Below are 17,470 nucleotides of genomic sequence, written 5' to 3'. Positions count from 1 at the left end.
GTTATTCCTTTAACTTAAACTGTGGATGAACACGAATCTAGTTTCTCTAGCCATTCACTACGATGATGTTGTAATTGACGACCGAGTAAGGCAAAGCCTGTTAACCTGCCTTGTTCATTGTAGAAACCAGCAGCAAACTCTCCGTCATGTTGTTCCACTCTCCACTCACCTGTCCCCATTGCAGGTAAAACAGAGAGCGGCAAAATTGGTGTTTTTACTAAAACAGGTGTTGATTTCAAATCCGCAGCCGTTGACTGACCTAAAAGATTATTCACTAAAGCAGGTAAGGCTTGCGTGATTGGATTGATATAAGGCGCCCACTGACCATTCACTTCCGCACAATCACCCAAAGCAAAAATCGTAGGATCGCTACTGCGGTGATCTAGTCGCGTACAGATTCCGCGTGCTGTTTCTAGGCCAGCGGCTTGAGCAAGTGCAATATTTGGTCTTAAACCGACTGCACTTAATACCAAGTCAGTTTCAACGGATTGACCATCCTGGAGAGTTAATTGGTAATGACCGTTTGCTGATTGAATAGAACGGATACTATTTTGTAATTTCCACTCTACGCCTAACGCACTTAGCGCATTTTGTAGTGCATGACCTAAAGGTTCTGGAATAAGACGTTCCATCACCCATTTACCTAGCCCAACAACGGTAACTTTGACACCATGTGCAGCTAAATCATTAGCGAACTCACAACCAATCAGACCATCCCCCAGAATTGTGACATGTTGTTTATTTGATAATTGCTGACGGAAACGGCGATAATCTGCGAGATCATTTACGCTTAAAGTTGCCGTTGTAGAATCCCCATCAATCGGAATGACGACTGGAGTTGCCCCAGTCGCAAGTACGAGTCTGCCGTAAGGATAATCACCAATTGTGGTTTGAAGCTTTTTATTCGCACGATCAATATGAGTCACTTTGGTATGAGGATAAACACGGATATTTAAGCGTTGTTCCCAACTAAGAGCGGTCTCACGGACTAAACTATCGCCATCTTTACCTAATGCCAAAGCATTCGATAAAGCAGGTTTGCTATATAAAGCCCCATCATCAGCAGTAAATACGGTAATAGACAAGTCTGCAGATTGGGCACGTAAAGTCGAAGCCACTTGATAACCCGCATGGCCACTACCAATAATCACCACGGGTTCAATCACTGCAGTTGCTGCTACTTGAGGAATTTCCTCACTCTCAACATCAGTAATATCAAGCATTTCAAAATCAGCTTTACCCACCTGACACTCTGGACACATCCAGTCATCTGGGATATCTTCCCATTTTGTTCCTGGTGCTATCCCGTCATCAGGCCAGCCTTTCGCTTCATCATAGATCCAGCCACAGACAATACATAACCACTTTCTCATCTTGTCTATTTCCTTATTTTCTTAAACATTACACGCTATGTTTCAAACGAATACCGATGTTACGAGTCTGAACATAACTGTAGATGGCTTCCTGCCCTTTTTCACGACCAAAACCTGATAAGCCCACACCACCAAACGGTGTTTCAATACCACCTGCAAACCATTCATTAATAAAGACCTGACCTGCAATAAGACGATTTGCAACTCGGAGTGTTTGATTTAGATTTTCACCAAACACACCCGCGACAAGACCGAAGTCCGTGCCATTAGCAATCGCAACGGCTTGGTCTTCATCATCAAAAGGCATGATCACCATTACAGGACCAAACACTTCTTCCTGAGCAATCGACATATCTGCTTTTGCTTCAATAATCGTAGGTAAGACAAAATAGCCGTCTAGATCTGCAGCTTGACCACCCGTTAAGATTTTTGCACCTTCTTCACGAGCCTTATCAATCATGCTAAGAATCTGTTGCTGCTGATCTTTAGAAACAACTGGTGTAAGTTCCGCATTACTTTCACCAATGCCTATTGTTAGGTTTTCTGCCAGATGAATAACGGCTGCCTTAACTTCTTCATAGCGACTACGCTGTACTAATAACCGTGACATTGCTGAGCAGACTTGCCCTGAGTTATAAAAAATTCCGACTTTAACGCTACGTAGTAACTGCTCTAGATCAACGTCGGCAAAAGCGATAGCCGCTGACTTCCCGCCCAACTCCATTACAGAAGGTGTTGCACGTTCAGCCGCATCTTTCAAAATGCGTTGGCCTGTTGCAACGGAACCCGTGAATACAATCTGATTAGTCTCTTGATGTTTAACCAGATAAGTACCAACTTCTGACCCTTTACCACACAGTAAATTCACTGCACCTTGTGGAAAACCAGCTTGTTCAATCGCTTTAATGAGTAAAACCATTCCTAACGGCGAAACTTCGGGTGACTTAATCACGACCGCATTGCCAGCTGCTAAAGCTGGTGCAAGTGAACGTGCACAGATCGAAACAGGAAAGTTCCAAGGTACGATCTGGACCGATACACCCATTGGAATATACGAAGTGAAATCAATATAATTTTTACCTAAAGGGACTGAGATTCCTTCAATTTTATCTGCCATACCTGCGTAGTATTCGAAATAGCGAGCTGCTTCATCGAATTCTTCACGTGCCGTATCAACATTTTTACCGTTTTCACGACAAAGGATTAATGCGCCCTCTTCTGCAATTTCACGAATTGCTTCTGCTGCTTTTAACATCCAAGTTGTACGTTGTGCAGGACGTACATCAATGAGTGCACCACTGTTTACACAGCCTCTAGCCGCAGCCATTGCTGCGTCTGCATCTTCGAGACTTGCACGTGCTACGGTTGCAAAAACATGAGCTGTTGCAGGGTTGATCACCTCAAATTGGTGTGCAGCATCTCGCCACTGACCATTCACATAGTTCAGGTAATGTTGCATGTTAGGCCTCCAACGCAGCTTTGGCCTGAGTCGCTAACCACTTCTGGAAAAAGTGTGTTGGCAAATCCATTTCAGGAGAAAAAACACCTCCACCAAAACCTGGTGAATGACGACCTTTCTGCATATTTTCGACAGCAAAAACATCTTCAGCAAAAACCACCTTCCATGATTCCAATGTTGCTTCACGGCATGCATCATATTTGGCATTTAGAGACTCATCGCTGACGTAATATAGGCGAAGCCTTTCTATGGTCTGTTCTGGCGCAATTGGATCAATCATCATGGCAAATGCATGATCAGCTTGAATACCTAACAATACGTTTGGAAATACAGCAACATATTCTGCATGGCGTAATTGATCTTCAGGCCAAGTTGGGAATTTTGGTAAATGGGTGCCTGCTGTCGCTGAGAGGTTATATTTATAACTACCCTGACCTGCAAAGCGATCTTCGAACATAATGTTGTAATGATCTTCAAGCTTGGAGTAAGTATTTAATGCCGGATGCACCCAAGGCAAATGATAGGCTTCACAATAATTTTCAACGGTAAGCTTCCAATTGCTTTTTACTGGAAGTTCAAAATGTGACCCCACATTGCTACTGCGGATGAGCTCTAAACCATTTTCACCTAAGAAAGGTTTCCAACGCTCTACCAAAGGTGCAATATGCGATTCAAATGTTGCGGCATCGCCAGAAATATTAACGAAGACCATATCCATCCAAATTGCTGAACGAAGTGCCTTTAAACCATGTTTTTCACACTTAAACCGTTCATCTTTGTGCTGACCAATTCCACCGACATGCGGAGTACCTTTCAAATTACCATTCAGGTCATAGCTCCATGAATGGTATGGACAGCGAATAACCCCTTCAATAGCACCTTCATCATGTACCAGTTGCATGCCACGATGGCTGCATACATTATGAAATACTTGAACTAAGCCATCACGGTTACGCATCATGACCAATGGCATACCCATAAAATTCACTGGCTTTACATAACTATTTTTAGGTAAATCTGAAGCAAAACCCACACACACCCATGTTTTACTTAAAATATTGTCACGTTCGAAATTAAAATATTCATTGCTGGTATAAGCCAAATTTGGCATGCCATTCGATTCAGTAATTGGATTTAAAACATTATCAACTTGCTGAACCGTAATTAATTGTTGGCTAACTCGACTATTCATCTGATGATCTCCCTTATATTTAAACGAATGCAGAACTCCCTGCGCTGAGATGATTTGCACACTCTGCTATTTCTTTGGAGATTGTGTTAAATATCGGGTTGTCCCACAAACGACTTTTTAGCTTGGTATCTATGAGTTTTAATCATGCTCTTCAGATTTATTTCTTATGACCAAATTAAATATTAAAAAAATAGAGTTCTTTGAAAAATCGAAGAATGATCCATCATTAATAAAAATTGTTGGTGAAAGTCCCTTATTAGGATAAGGGTGATTCTTCATATAAATCCTCACCCGCTTGCGCGTAACGACGCTCATCCATTTAAAAGGAAAAGAAACTTTCATTGCGAATTCAATACAGCCCAAAAAAGACTTATGCAAGAGCTCTAATCATCTCCCATGATTAAAACTCACGGATGAATGAGAATAAATCAGTTGAGTGTTCTTCCTCCTCATTACTACTCTGTATTATTCGCATCTGATAGCTAATAGTTTTTAGCTATTTGCAACGCATCCAAGGAGGAGTTATGCGTACAACAACAGGGGCCACTGATTCTCATTCAGTTGTTTCAATAATTTCAAAAGTATTTGTAATTGCATTCGTTATATTTTGTGCTGTTTTCGCAGATTCCGCGGGAAAAATATTCGCCGATCTATCCAGTGTTTTATTACACAATATGAAGTGGTTTATTTTGTCTTCTGTATCGGCAATGTGCTTTTTCCTGCTGTATGTAATGTGTAGCAGATACGGCTTAATTAAAATCGGGAAAGATACAGATAAACCTGAATATAGCTATTTCGCATGGATCTCCATGCTATTTTCTTGTGCTATGGGGGTTGGTTTGGTGTTTTGGGGTGTCGCAGAACCGATGAACCATTATGCAAGCAACCCATTCACCAAAGGCTTAACGGATGAAGCGGCTAGTATGGCAATGCAAATTTCCTATTTTCATTGGGGTTTACATGCCTGGTCCATTTATTGTTTAGCCGCTTTAGCCATTGCCTACTTTTCATTTCGCAAAGGCTTACCCTTTTCATTACGTTCAATTTTGCATCCTATTATTGGCGATCGTATTTATGGTCCAATCGGGCATATCGTTGACATACTTGTGATTATTATTACAACCTTCGGCATTTCTCAAACACTCGCCATCGGTGTATTACAGATTAATGCGGGCTTGCATAAAGTTTTTAATATAGAAGTCAGCGTTACTGTTCAATTTATTCTCATGATTTCATTGTCGAGTATTGCAACTTTCTCAGTTGTGCGTGGTATTGGCACAGGTATGCGCCGTCTTTCAGAAGTTAATATTATCTTATCCATCCTACTCATTTTGATTCTGATGTTTATCGGCCCTGCACGCTATATCACCAATTCATATATCGAAGGCATTGGCAACTATACATCGCACTTTATTGGGATGAGTTTATGGAGTGATGCCCAAAAAGATTCAGAATGGCAAAATTGGTGGACCGCGTTCTACTGGTTATGGTGGCCGACATGGGCGCCGTTTGTAGGGATGTTTATTGCCAAAATTTCTAAAGGACGTACCATTCGCCAACTCATTTCAGGTGTGCTGATTGTTCCAACTTTAGTGACTTTCTTTTGGTTTGCAGTATTTGGTGGTTCTGCCCTCAAAATTGAACAAGATGCTCGTAAAAGTTTTGAACAACAAACCGCATTGATTGAAAATCAAATCGGGCCATCTGCTGATACGATTGCATCTCAAACATCAACAGTCACACCTGCTGCTGTTGAATTTAAGGGTGGGCCAATTGTAAAAGCAACTCAACAAGATAATACGCTGGCTGTATTTGAATTATTTAATGCCATAGATAGTGGATTATTCGGATCAATCCTCAGTATGGCGACCTGTCTGTTACTGATTACCTATCTTGTAACTTCACAAGATGCGGGTACCCATGTGCTGTGTTTTCTAGATACGCGTTCCGAAAAGGATACACCTATTCGTATTCGAATCATTTGGTGTCTATTCGTTACCGCAATTAGTTTAGGTTTACTCTATGCTGGTGGCCTAAAAACAATTCAAGCCGCTGTTATTCTGTTTGGCTTTCCAATTATCGTTTTCCTCACCATTTCAATGTTTGCCTTAATGAAGGCATTTAAACAGGAAGACATTGCTAATATTGGTGTTGTGCCAAAGCATCCAGCAAGTGAAACCAAAATTTAACTTTATGGAATCTACACATATAAAAAAGAGAACCCTTTTTAAGCGGTTCTCTTTTTTATAGCATAAGCTGGAAAAGCTATTTTCGCTTAAATACTTTGCTAGTCCATTAACAGCTCATTCAACCCTTTTTGCCCAACTTGTCCCGGCAACTGCTCTAAAAGCCAATGACGGAACTGTTTGACTGTAGAAGGAATAACCCCTCGATCGGCAGGTTCTAACATGCAGAAATTCGCTTGGGTACGTAATACAGTTTCAACAGGACGAACCAATGCCCCACTTTCTAAATAATCATCGACTAAAGAACCCCATGCCAAAGCTACACCCTGCCCATTAATAGCAGCCTGAATGAGTAATGGGTAATTGTTTATATTGACTCTGCTTTTAGGCTTGAACATCGGATATCCTACCAAAGCAAACCATTCAGCCCAATTTACCCAATCTTTTTGCGATTCATCCAAAGACAATAAACTCTTTCCAAAGATATTTTCAGGGCTTTTGTCGTGAAATTGAGCAAGATAAGCAGGACTACAGACAGGAAAAACTTCTTCAGGGAATAAAGGTGTAACTTTCATCTCGATTGGGGGTACTTTGCAATAAAATAAAGCTAGATCACAATCCATTTTATGCAGGTCAAGAATATTCTCGGTAGTTAAAATTCTTAAATCAATGCCTTCATTTTGCTGAAAAGTAGCCACTTTAGGTAACAACCACAAGGCTGCCATAGCATTGGTTGTAACGACTGTGACTTGATGCTCACCCTGCCATTTTTTAATTTCGGCGGTTGCCTTAGACACATCCTGTAAAGCACTGTATATCGTTTGATAATATTGTAAGCCTGTAGGCGTTAAAACAAGATTGCGATTGGCACGGACAAATAACTCCTTCCCTAGATATTCTTCGAGTTGCCTAATCTGACGACTTATTGCACCTTGAGTCACATTCAGTTCATTCGCAGCCTGAGTAAAACTCAAATGGCGTGCTGCTGCCTCAAATACAATCAAACTATTCATAGGTGGCAATGGTTTAATTCTCATGGACGCTCCTTATTTGTCCTCTATGTCGATGTCGAACATCTGTGTTAACCACCTTGTTCAAGTAAAGATGACTACAGCTTCAAACGGACTTCCTTGTGATGTTGCTCAATTAACTTATTATCCAAGTAATAAATTATTTCATTCTTTTAATTTCGATAAAGTCTCATAAATCACAATCGATAAAAAGTGAGAAAAACGAATAGATGCATGAGTTTTTCTCATTCAATATAATTTTCCCAACATAAAAACAAAAAGGGCTGAATTTTCAGCCCTTTTTAACAATCAATTTACAACTTACGCATCCGTATTCAACGCCACACTCGGCTGAGCATTTCTCAACTTACGTTGCTTTACATAATACGCCAGCATCAAACACAGAATCCATGCGGGAATCATCATGACCGCGATACGCATATCTGCAGTCATTGACATCACCACAAGAATACTAAGCATAAAAATAATGCATAGATAATTACTGAATGGATAAGCAATACTTGGGAACTTAGTCGTTAGCCCTTGTGCTTGCATGGCTTTACGGAACTTTAAATGCGTCCAAGAAATCACCACCCAGTTAATCACAATGGCTGCAACCACCAGCATCATTAACAAACCAAATGCTTTCTCAGGAAACGCATAGTTCAACAATACACACAGCACCGTGACGAATGCAGATACATAAACAGCATTGGTCGGAATACCACGTTTGTTGATTTTCTTAAGGAACTTAGGTGCATTACCTTGTTGAGCCAAGCCCAATAACATACGGCTACTGCAATAGCTGGTTCCGTTATAAACAGATACAGCCGCAGTCAAGATCACAAAGTTCAACATTGTTGCAACGCCTTGGCTATCCAATGATGCAAAGACCATCACGAATGGGCTACCACCTTGCGCCATTTGGTTCCAAGGGAACAGCGCGAATAAGATGAAAAGCGTTGCAATATAGAAAATCAAAATACGATAGATAATTTGATTTACTGCTTTCGGCAAGGTTTTATCAGGATCACGTGCTTCTGCCGCAGTAATACCAAATAACTCGATGCCACCAAAGGCGAAAATGATCACCGCCATTGCCATCACTAGACCTTCTACACCAAATGGAAAGAATCCACCCAATGCCCAAAGGTTACTGATACCAGCCTGTGGCCCTGCTGTTCCTGTTGCAAGTAAATATGAACCAAAACCAATCATGGCCAAGATTGCTAAAATTTTGATGATAGAGAACCAAAACTCCATTTCACCAAAAAATTTGACATGCAAAAGGTTGATACCGTTAATTAAGATAAAAAAGGCCAATGCCGAAACCCATGTCGGGATTTCAGGCCACCAATATTGAATATATAACCCAATCGCTGTGAGCTCAGCCATACAGACCAGTACATTGAGTACCCAGTAGTTCCAGCCAGACATAAAGCCTGCGAAAGAACCCCAGTATTTGTACGCAAAATGACTAAATGAACCACTGACTGGCTCTTGTACCACCATTTCACCTAGCTGTCGCATCATTAAAAATGCAATAAGCCCTGCAATCGCATAACCCAGAATGACCGATGGGCCCGCCAGCTTAATCGATTGTGAGATACCTAGAAACAAACCTGTGCCAATCGCACCACCTAGCGCAATAAGCTGGATATGCCGATTGCTTAAACCTGGGTTCAGGTTTCCTTGCTCCTGTTTTGACATATGATTATTCTCATCCGTGTCGCGTAATTTTTCTGTCTAAAATTACGTATATCATAAGTTAATCACAAATGCCTATATCTAACTCGAAAAATAATTAATTCACTTTTCGAATAACCGCGCATATAAACAGAAAATTCAATAAATAACAAATATTATGAATAATGTAATTAAATTATGTATTGCGTAATTAATTATTTTCAGTATGATAGAAATTAAGACGCAGGGATTTTTGCTCTAAGTAAACTAGAATTGGCAGATAAAAACTTAAATATCAATTTATCTTTCAATTACTTAATCAAAATACTCCCTAAAAAACCAGATTAGACCAACAGAATTAAAGACAAGGAAAGCGAATCATGGCCCATCATTTAACTTCTTTTCTTGAGATTGATGCCCAATCAGATTTCACAATACATAATTTGCCATACGGTATTTTTAGCGAGACCGCACAAGCTGACAAACGTGTGGGCGTTGCAATTGGTGAATGGGTGCTTGACCTTGCCGCATTAGAGCAAAAAGGCTTATTACAGCTCGCGACAGCAAACTGCTTTAATCAGCCGACACTGAATAAATTCATCGAAACAGGCAAACAAAATTGGCATACGGTTCGCAGTACCTTACAAAGCTTATTGTCTGCGGAAAATCCGACCTTACGTGATGATGCCGATTTACGTCAGCAAGTGTTGTTTAAACAAGAAGATGTGGTTTTACATTTGCCGATTCATGTTCCTGGCTATACCGACTTCTATTCATCGAAAGAACATGCCACCAATGTCGGCACTATGTTTAGAGACCCTAAAAATGCGCTATTGCCGAACTGGAGCGAATTGCCTGTCGGCTATAACGGTCGTGCCAGTTCTGTGATTGTCAGCGGTAAAGACATTGTGCGCCCTTCTGGCCAAATCAAATTACCGAATGAAGAACGCCCTGTGTTCTCGGCAACCCGTAAACTCGACTTTGAATTAGAAACCGCTTTTGTCGTGGGTAAAGCAACTGAATTGGGTGAGCCGATTGCGATTGAAAACGCATGGGAACACATCTTTGGCATGGTGTTGCTGAATGACTGGTCAGCTCGTGATATTCAACAATGGGAATATGTACCCTTAGGCCCATTCAATGCCAAAACCTTTGCCAGCGCCATTTCACCTTGGGTGGTGACCATGGAAGCACTTGAGCCATTTAAAGTCAAAGGTCCAGAGCAACAGCCACAACCATTAGGCTATCTACAAGAAAACACCACAAACAGCTATGACATCCACCTTAGTGTTGAAGTGCAAACACCTCAATCTGAACAAGCCGATGTGATTTGCCAAACCAACTTTAAATATATGTATTGGTCAATGTCACAGCAACTGACTCACCACACCATTGCAGGCTGTAATGTACAAGTCGGCGATTTAATGGGTTCAGGCACGATTTCAGGCCCAACTGAAGATTCTTATGGCAGCTTACTGGAACTGACTTGGAATACCACCAAACCGCTCAACCTTTCCAACGGCGAAAAGCGTGGCTTCTTGGAAGATGGTGACCGTGTCGTGATGAAAGGCTACTGTGAAAAAGATGGAATTCGCGTGGGCTTTGGCGAAGTTGCCAATACCATTTTACCAGCACGTCACTTTCGTTTTAATCAACAAAAGGACGAGCGTTATGAAACTGTATAGTTACTTTCGTAGCTCTGCGGCTTATCGGGTACGTATCGCGCTTAACCTGAAAGCATTGCCCTATGAAACTGAAGCAGTGCATCTTGTTAAAAATGAGCAGCAACTGGCAAGTTATCGTGCCCTCAATCCAAGTCAGTTGGTGCCAACACTGCTTGACCAAGATCAGACCTTTACCCAGTCGCTCAGCATTTTGGAATATCTGGAAGAACGTTATCCAGCCAAAGCGCTGCTACCTAAAGATCTGGTGGAACGTGCCAAAGTCCGTGCCTTTGCACAAAGCATTGCCTGTGACATTCATCCAATCAATAACTTGAGAGTGTTGAAGTACCTGCAAAACGATCTTGCGATCAGTAACGAGCAAAAAACACTGTGGTACCGACATTGGATTTTAGAAGGCTTTCACAGCTTAGAAATGCAATTACAGCATTCCAATGGGCAATTCTGTTTTGGCTCACAGCCGACTTTTGCCGACTGCTGTTTGATTCCTCAAGTCTATAACGCCAAGCGCTTTAAAATTGATTTAAGTGCTTTCCCCAAGATTGAGTCGATCTACCAACATTGCTTAACCCTTCCCGCATTCTTAAATGCGACCCCAGAACAACAACCAGATTGGGAATAGAGATAAAAGGAGTTTTATCATGAGCTTTGCAATTAAAAAAATTCACCATGTGGCTTATCGCTGTAAAGACGCCAAAGAAACCGTCGAATGGTACAAAAAAATGCTGCATATGGATTTCATTCTAGCCTTTGCAGAAGACCATGTGCCATCCACCAAAGCCTTTGATCCGTACATGCATTTGTTTTTAGATGCGGGCCAAGGCAATGTATTGGCATTTTTTGAACTGCCGACTCAACCAGATATGGGCCGTGATGAAAACACACCGCAATGGGTACAACATATTGCTTTTGAAGTAGAAGATTTAGATGCACTGATGGCAGCAAAAGCGCATCTGGAAGCAAATGATGTGAAGGTATTAGGGGTAACCAACCATGGTATCTTCCATTCGATTTACTTCTTCGATCCAAATGGTCACCGTTTGGAATTGACCTATAATGATGTCCATGCCGATGCCAAGATTGCACGCATTACCGAAGAAATGAAATTAGAAATGCTGGATGAGTGGAGTCGCACCAAACGTGCACCACACCATACTCATTTCTTACACGAAGATGAACTCGGTGCATAAATCCAGTTCCATGAATTTGGCATTAGCATTGTAAAATGCTAATGCCTTTTTTTATGGTCTAAATTTAAAGCATTTTGTATATTTTTAAGGCATAGTAGGCTCAGCAAAATAGCGTGCAATCTCTCTAAAAACAATTGTATGCTTATGCAATTCACCGATTTGATTCATTTAAAAAGATGATTTCTATTTTGCCAACTGCTCAGGCATTATGTGCTGGATGTAAATTGTCCATGATTGACAGCAACAAATACGGCGTGAAAGCACGCAGCTTAAGGGTTATTGAATGATTGAAGAAAAGTTATCTGGTGGGGTTCAATCACTTGAGGTCGGTTTAGCGGTACTGAATGCCCTTTTAGAGCATAACAAGCCCATTATATTAAAAGACCTATCCAGCAAACTGGATATGCACCCTGCTAAGGTACACCGCTATCTGGTCAGTCTGATTCGTATGAATTACGCCAAGCAACTCACTGATGGTCAGTATGCCTTAGGTGATCAAGCATGGCGTTTAGGCTTGAACTGTATCCAGCATACCGATGTATTACAGCTGGTTCAGCACCTGATTTATGAATTACAAAACAAGATTGGCTGTGGTATTCAAATCAGTAAATGGTCACCTAAAGGGCCTTTAGTGGTGCAATCGATTGAATCTAACCATCCAATTTCAATCGTGACCAAGGTCGGTTCGATCATGCCATTGGTCAATTCCGCAGCGGGTCGTGTGTTTGCCTCTTATATGCCTGAAGCCGTGATTAAGCCGTTGATGCAAGCGGAATGGGAAAAAGCGGCTCATAACCATTACCCGATTAAACCGACCGATTGGGATGAGTTCTTAGTATTAAAAGAAAATGTTCTGCAACACGGTATGTCGATTGCTCAGGGTGATCTTCTGGTCGGGATTAATGCAGTGGGTCTACCGATCTTTAATGCGCATCATTCAATGGAGTTTTGTATTGTGGCATTGGACAGTGAAATGTTTTTCTCGGTTCATGAAGGCAGCGAGAACTTAGAACTGTTTAAACGTGAAGTTGCAGCAATCAATCAATATATTCAAACCCGTTAATTTTTCATCCATATTAAAAAGCCAAGAAGCAAACTTCTTGGCTTTTTTAATTTCTAGCGTTGAGCAGGATTATTTTGCTTCTAGTACACCACGACGGATCTGGTCACGTTCGATGGATTCAAACAATGCCTTAAAGTTCCCTTCACCAAAACCATCATCATCTTTACGTTGGATAAATTCAAAGAACACAGGTCCAAGCATGTTCTGCGAGAAAATCTGTAATAACAGCTTTTTCTGACCATCTTTGGTATTGCCATCCAACAAGATACCGCGTTTTTGCAGTTCTTCCGTTGGCTCACCATGATTCGGTAAACGCTCTTTCAACATTTCATAATAGGTTTCAGGTGGTGCGGTCATAAACTGCATGCCGATCCCTTTTAGCTTGTCCCATGTTGAAAGCAAGTCATCGGTAATAAACGCAATATGCTGAATGCCTTCACCGTTGAAATCTGCCAAGAACTCTGCAATTTGACCGTTGCCCTTGTCTGAATCTTCATTCAATGGGATACGAATCATACCATCTGGCGCAGTCAAGGCTTTAGAGGTTAAACCTGTATATTCGCCTTTGATATCAAAGTAGCGGATTTCTTGGAAGTTAAAGATTTTTTCGTAGAAGTTCGCCCAATACTCCATACGCCCTTTATAGACGTTATGGGTTAAATGGTCGATTTCGTTCAGGCCTGCGCCTTTAGGATTTCTGTCCGCATCATCAAAGAAAACAAAGTCATTTTCATAGATATCACGATCTACAAGGAAAATTGGCATGCCACCAATCCCTTTGATCGCAGGAATATTTAATTCCATCGGCCCAGCTTGTGAATACATCGGCTCTGCACCAAGCTCCACTGCTTTGCTAAATGCTTTGGCTGCATCACGGGTTCTGAAACCCATTGCACAGGCTGAAGGACCATGTTCTTTAAAGAAGAATGAAGCATAAGATTCAGGCTGGTAGTTCAAGATAATGTTGATATTACCCTGACGCCATAAATAAACTTTTTTAGACTTATGCTTTGCGACTTTAGAAAAACCGATGGTCTCAAAGATCTGATCTAATCCGTTTTCCGTCGAAACAAATTCAATAAAAGCAAAACCACATAATTCTAATGGGTTATCTAAAATGTCCATCTAGTTTCCCTTATTTAGATAAATTCATCCGTTTAATGCTCTGTATAGGTCTTATTCTTCAATTGCTTAATCGCTATCTAAAAGCATCAACCTATACATGCGTTATCAGAAAAGGCGACCGGTGTTTTTATAAGTATGTAAAAGCATCCGTGTTAAAGCCTTTTCCGTCCATAAGTCAGCCAAATGAAGAAATCATGATTCTTTATCTTGGCTCTCAGCTATAAATTCATGCTACAAGAAAGTCCAAAGTTATGCAATACATAATTAAATTATGTTATGTGTAATTTTATTACTATTTGGCTCTGCCAATAAAGGTCGCTATTAAAGAATAATTGGCGATATCTCTAAATCAGACTATGGTCTCAAGCTGATAGGAATAAATGTATTGTGAGTAGACTGCCTGTCTTATTTCCTTAACAAAGTTCGATTAGCTTAAGCCTATGAGCTACGCAGGCGAATGAGATAGACATGACGCAAACTTCGATTTTAGAACAGTTAACTCAACTCATTGAAAGCTATAGCCATGAACATAGTGGTAGACCGCAAAAGATCTTGATTGGTTATAAAGCCTATTATGACTTGATGGGAAATTCGAGTTTTGCCACCGAAGTCACTGACTCCGCTTTAAACCCGAATAAAAGAAAGTATAAAAAGATTAAAATCAAGGTCACCAAAGATGACTATCAGCTTGAGCTAGAGTAATTTTTCTGTTTTTTAGTCAAATCTTTGGCTTTCTTACCATACAAATACGCGGCAAGTAGCGGCGCTGTGGCCTCAGCACCACCTGCTGCAATACCCGCCCTCAAGGCATTATTATCACCTGTCGCGGCAACTGCTGCATCTAAAATCGTATGGCTGAGCAGTTGAGCCGCTTAGTTATTGTCTTCACCATGTCCAAACTGCTGCCCGATTCCCTGTGCAACATAAGGCGCAAGTGTATTCGCTACAACCTGCATATCCGTTTGTCCACCCAATGCACCTGTCACGGCCATATCAAATATCAGTAACTGTTAGATCAGGTTTGAGCTAGTACAATTTAAATGAGTTTACTCTTGCTCACTTAAGCTCAAACTTTGATACTATTTGTCTATAATGAATTGATTTTCTTTCTTCTTACATGTTTATTCATCTGGATCAACATCCCATAAACTAGAATTTGGATTCGCATATTCACCATTTTCTATGACAGAACACCATCCAACACCATTCACGAACATGCTCAATGCAACAATAGCGAACTTCTTTTCAGCAATCTGATTTAGTGTGATTAAACTTCTCTTATAATACAAATATTCCCCTCCTGTTCCAGCAGGCACTCTATGATTTAGATCATGCCATGACCACTCTAGAACCTGTCCAGACACATTAGGTACAGTTTCAAAAAAATCAATCATAAAAGTATCACTTATTCTAACTAAACAAGGAATATTTTCACAATCTAACATCATTTCTGAATAGATATTATTAGGTAAATCTAAATTTAAATTTAACATTTATTTATAATTCCTTGGAACAATTGCTTCGCCAGTAAATGCTTTTTTAAAAGTATCGACTGGGCTAAAATAGCTTTTGCCGTTTGTATATCTAACTTAACTCTCTAAATTAAAAAATTATTTCCCTTATTTTTAAAACTAAACTACCAAATCTAGCTGACTTACCAACTAAAATAGTAATATAAAAAAGCACACCAACAAGAGCATGCTTTAAAATCAAGAAAAATAAACTAGAAGAATTTATGTTTTTTCATCATAAATAAACTTCGTATGAGCCCTACCATTTTCATCCAGACTTAAAACAAACTCTTTCCAATCACCACCAGTATGAACTTTCATCACCTCATGTAACTCTCTAATCAAACCATCTATAACACTCATTTCTCTAATACCAATAGATCTATTTTCTGAATTAATGGAGTAAGAAAGTTCTGCTCCTGTAGATGATGATCCATCTTTATAGCCGTGATCATATTCAAAATTACAAACAACACTATCATAATCGCCATCGATACTATCAACCATAATATTCAATAATTTATTCAAAATTTTTGTTTGTTTTTCTACAATATCAATCACTTAATAGTTACCTCTTATTTACAATAATTTCAATAAACAACAAAATCATCTGGATGTGTATCTAAATCAATTAATCTCTTTGATTTAGATACACATCTAATATTTCCTTTGAAATAACCACCTTCAAACCATTCGCACAGCCAATCTCAAATACATTAAAAGACAACATGTATAAAAAAACATATAGTTCGTTATCAGAAATTCCATTACCCTTTCCAATTATTTCAAACCTTATTTTTTCTTTCTTATAAAGACTAAAGAACTCGCTTAAACAGTCTGAGAAACCATCAGGGCTTGCACAAAAGAAATCCTTATTATCAGGAAAAATAGAGTTAACATATTCATAAATTTATTTACCAACATGTGAATAAATCTCATAAATAGTATATAAAGTTTCATCAATTTTTATGATTAGTTCAGCACTATCCATAAAAGATTTTTCTAAACTTAGATAAGTGTATAAATTTTTATTACTCACTTTAGTTTTCTCCATGTATCTTTAACACCACTCCAAGCAGGATCAAAAATTTTACTGTCGTTACCTTAATATTCTTAGCATCAAGATTTATTTAATCTATCTATACAAATAAAAGCCCTAAGTCAAAACCCAGGGCTGCAGAAAAATTTAAATTTTATTGGTTCTGATTTTTAATCCTAACTCTCTCTTCCCATAACTCTTTAGGAATCTGTGAGTAATCTCTATCTAACTCTTCCTCAGAAAGATCACTAATTCCCCGTAGATATAAACTCACCCAACTGTCTTCTTCAGGAATATAAGCAAATTCAAAATCAATTTTACCCTCTTCTGTTAAAGAAATTTTAAAATGGGTCCATTTTTCTACAAACATATCCAATGATCTTAACTCTTCCATTAAAGATATTATTTCATCTCCAATTTCACCAGGCATTTTCTCAAAATCAAATGATTTTTTTCTACCATCTTGAGTTAACCATCTAAAACTATATGAATTATGATCTTTATAAATCATACCTGTGCAGAAAATAACTGTTGCTTCTTCTGCCATGATTGACCATAGAAGCTCACCAATTTTTTGATATATATCTTGCTCATTCATAAATCAACCCAAAATAACACTACAGCTTTAGACTACGGAAATGGATAATCTTTCAAATAACTTTCAACTTCATTTTCCTCCAATCCTTTAACACCATTTTCCAGCCATTTATCAAAATAATCGATATTCCAACGATATGCTCGCCCATCTTTATCAATCATTAGTTCATCTGTATGTCCAAATTTTTTTAAAAAACGTATGTGATCTACTGCATATGAATATTGTTCTATTTCCTCTCTTGCTTTTGGTATATTACTCACTGAATCCGTCGTATAAGGTGATTCTTGAGTCAAGAGATCCAGTAAATCATCATAGCGTTCTAATTTGATCATGTTATTGACAAAATTCTTAAGCAT

Annotated in this window: 16 protein-coding genes and 1 pseudogene; 6 read left to right on the top strand and 11 right to left on the bottom strand. The window is 39.5% G+C overall.

Annotated elements, in window-relative coordinates; translation table 11 throughout:
• Positions 1-14 precede the first annotated feature (14 nt).
• The 4 genes and pseudogenes from NDN13_RS03435 to NDN13_RS03420 form a co-directional block, all read right to left on the bottom strand.
• Positions 15-1,223 carry an NAD(P)/FAD-dependent oxidoreductase gene (locus tag NDN13_RS03435; RefSeq protein ID WP_251118155.1) on the bottom strand — a complete coding sequence of 403 codons (1,209 nt, stop codon included), beginning with the start codon at positions 1,221-1,223 and terminating at the stop codon, positions 15-17.
• Positions 1,212-1,373, bottom strand: a pseudogene (locus tag NDN13_RS03430) (rubredoxin); the annotation flags it as partial. The pseudogene NDN13_RS03430 and the gene NDN13_RS03435, both read right to left, overlap by 12 nt.
• Before the next feature lie 28 nt (positions 1,374-1,401).
• A complete protein-coding gene (locus NDN13_RS03425) occupies positions 1,402-2,832 on the bottom strand; it encodes an aldehyde dehydrogenase family protein (protein WP_251117170.1) in 1,431 nt (476 codons plus the stop codon).
• Between the two features lies 1 nt (position 2,833).
• On the bottom strand, positions 2,834-4,024 hold the full coding sequence (locus NDN13_RS03420; RefSeq protein WP_005315916.1) for an aromatic ring-hydroxylating oxygenase subunit alpha: 1,191 nt from the start codon (positions 4,022-4,024) through the stop codon (positions 2,834-2,836).
• Between the two features lie 524 nt (positions 4,025-4,548).
• On the opposite strand from NDN13_RS03420, the gene NDN13_RS03415 reads away from it, so the two are divergent.
• The gene (locus NDN13_RS03415) at positions 4,549-6,213 is read left to right on the top strand and encodes a BCCT family transporter (RefSeq protein WP_251117169.1); all 1,665 of its coding nucleotides are present in this window, start codon (positions 4,549-4,551) and stop codon (positions 6,211-6,213) included.
• Positions 6,214-6,311: 98 nt separating this feature from the next.
• On the opposite strand, the gene NDN13_RS03410 is transcribed toward NDN13_RS03415, so the two are convergent.
• On the bottom strand, positions 6,312-7,247 hold the full coding sequence (locus NDN13_RS03410) for a LysR substrate-binding domain-containing protein (RefSeq protein WP_065343811.1): 936 nt from the start codon (positions 7,245-7,247) through the stop codon (positions 6,312-6,314).
• 294 nt (positions 7,248-7,541) lie between these two features.
• Entirely contained in the window at positions 7,542-8,930 is a 1,389-nt protein-coding gene (locus tag NDN13_RS03405; RefSeq protein ID WP_005203279.1) for an amino acid permease, read from the bottom strand.
• A gap of 356 nt (positions 8,931-9,286) precedes the next feature.
• Here NDN13_RS03405 and fahA point away from each other — a divergent pair, with 356 nt between their 5' ends.
• The 4 genes from fahA (at position 9,287) to NDN13_RS03385 (ending at position 12,841) form a co-directional block, all read left to right on the top strand.
• Positions 9,287-10,591, top strand: coding sequence for a fumarylacetoacetase (gene fahA / locus NDN13_RS03400; protein WP_251117168.1), 1,305 nt, complete (start codon positions 9,287-9,289; stop codon positions 10,589-10,591).
• Complete coding sequence (gene maiA / locus NDN13_RS03395) at positions 10,578-11,210, top strand: maleylacetoacetate isomerase (protein WP_004653220.1); 633 nt, start codon at positions 10,578-10,580, stop codon at positions 11,208-11,210. The genes fahA and maiA overlap by 14 nt, the downstream gene beginning before the upstream one ends.
• A 19-nt stretch (positions 11,211-11,229) precedes the next feature.
• Positions 11,230-11,778 carry a VOC family protein gene (locus NDN13_RS03390; protein ID WP_004653219.1) on the top strand — a complete coding sequence of 183 codons (549 nt, stop codon included), beginning with the start codon at positions 11,230-11,232 and terminating at the stop codon, positions 11,776-11,778.
• Between the two features lie 283 nt (positions 11,779-12,061).
• On the top strand, positions 12,062-12,841 hold the full coding sequence (locus tag NDN13_RS03385; RefSeq protein WP_004653218.1) for an IclR family transcriptional regulator: 780 nt from the start codon (positions 12,062-12,064) through the stop codon (positions 12,839-12,841).
• 69 nt (positions 12,842-12,910) lie between these two features.
• Here NDN13_RS03385 and hppD read toward each other — a convergent pair whose 3' ends face one another.
• Complete coding sequence (gene hppD / locus NDN13_RS03380; protein ID WP_005189102.1) at positions 12,911-13,966, bottom strand: 4-hydroxyphenylpyruvate dioxygenase; 1,056 nt, start codon at positions 13,964-13,966, stop codon at positions 12,911-12,913.
• Between the two features lie 468 nt (positions 13,967-14,434).
• Here hppD and NDN13_RS03375 point away from each other — a divergent pair, with 468 nt between their 5' ends.
• Positions 14,435-14,668 (top strand): hypothetical protein, encoded by a 234-nt coding sequence (locus NDN13_RS03375; RefSeq protein WP_004653215.1) that lies wholly within the window; start codon positions 14,435-14,437, stop codon positions 14,666-14,668.
• 419 nt (positions 14,669-15,087) lie between these two features.
• On the opposite strand, the gene NDN13_RS03370 is transcribed toward NDN13_RS03375, so the two are convergent.
• The 4 genes from NDN13_RS03370 to NDN13_RS03355 form a co-directional block, all read right to left on the bottom strand.
• Positions 15,088-15,459, bottom strand: a complete 372-nt coding sequence (locus NDN13_RS03370) for a hypothetical protein (RefSeq protein ID WP_016652560.1) — start codon at positions 15,457-15,459, stop codon at positions 15,088-15,090.
• A 240-nt stretch (positions 15,460-15,699) separates the two neighbouring features.
• Positions 15,700-16,038, bottom strand: a complete 339-nt coding sequence (locus NDN13_RS03365) for a hypothetical protein (RefSeq protein ID WP_251117167.1) — start codon at positions 16,036-16,038, stop codon at positions 15,700-15,702.
• Positions 16,039-16,670: 632 nt separating this feature from the next.
• Positions 16,671-17,114: an immunity protein YezG family protein gene (locus NDN13_RS03360; RefSeq protein WP_251117166.1), complete on the bottom strand. Its 444-nt coding sequence runs from the start codon at positions 17,112-17,114 to the stop codon at positions 16,671-16,673.
• A 32-nt stretch (positions 17,115-17,146) separates the two neighbouring features.
• Positions 17,147-17,470, bottom strand: coding sequence for a hypothetical protein (locus NDN13_RS03355; protein WP_251117165.1), 324 nt, complete (start codon positions 17,468-17,470; stop codon positions 17,147-17,149).

The sequence above is a fragment of the Acinetobacter sp. C32I genome (assembly GCF_023702715.1).
Lineage (GTDB): Bacteria > Pseudomonadota > Gammaproteobacteria > Pseudomonadales > Moraxellaceae > Acinetobacter.
The sequence above is the reverse complement of the archived record's forward strand: the minus strand, read 5'-3'. Positions and strand labels throughout refer to the sequence as shown.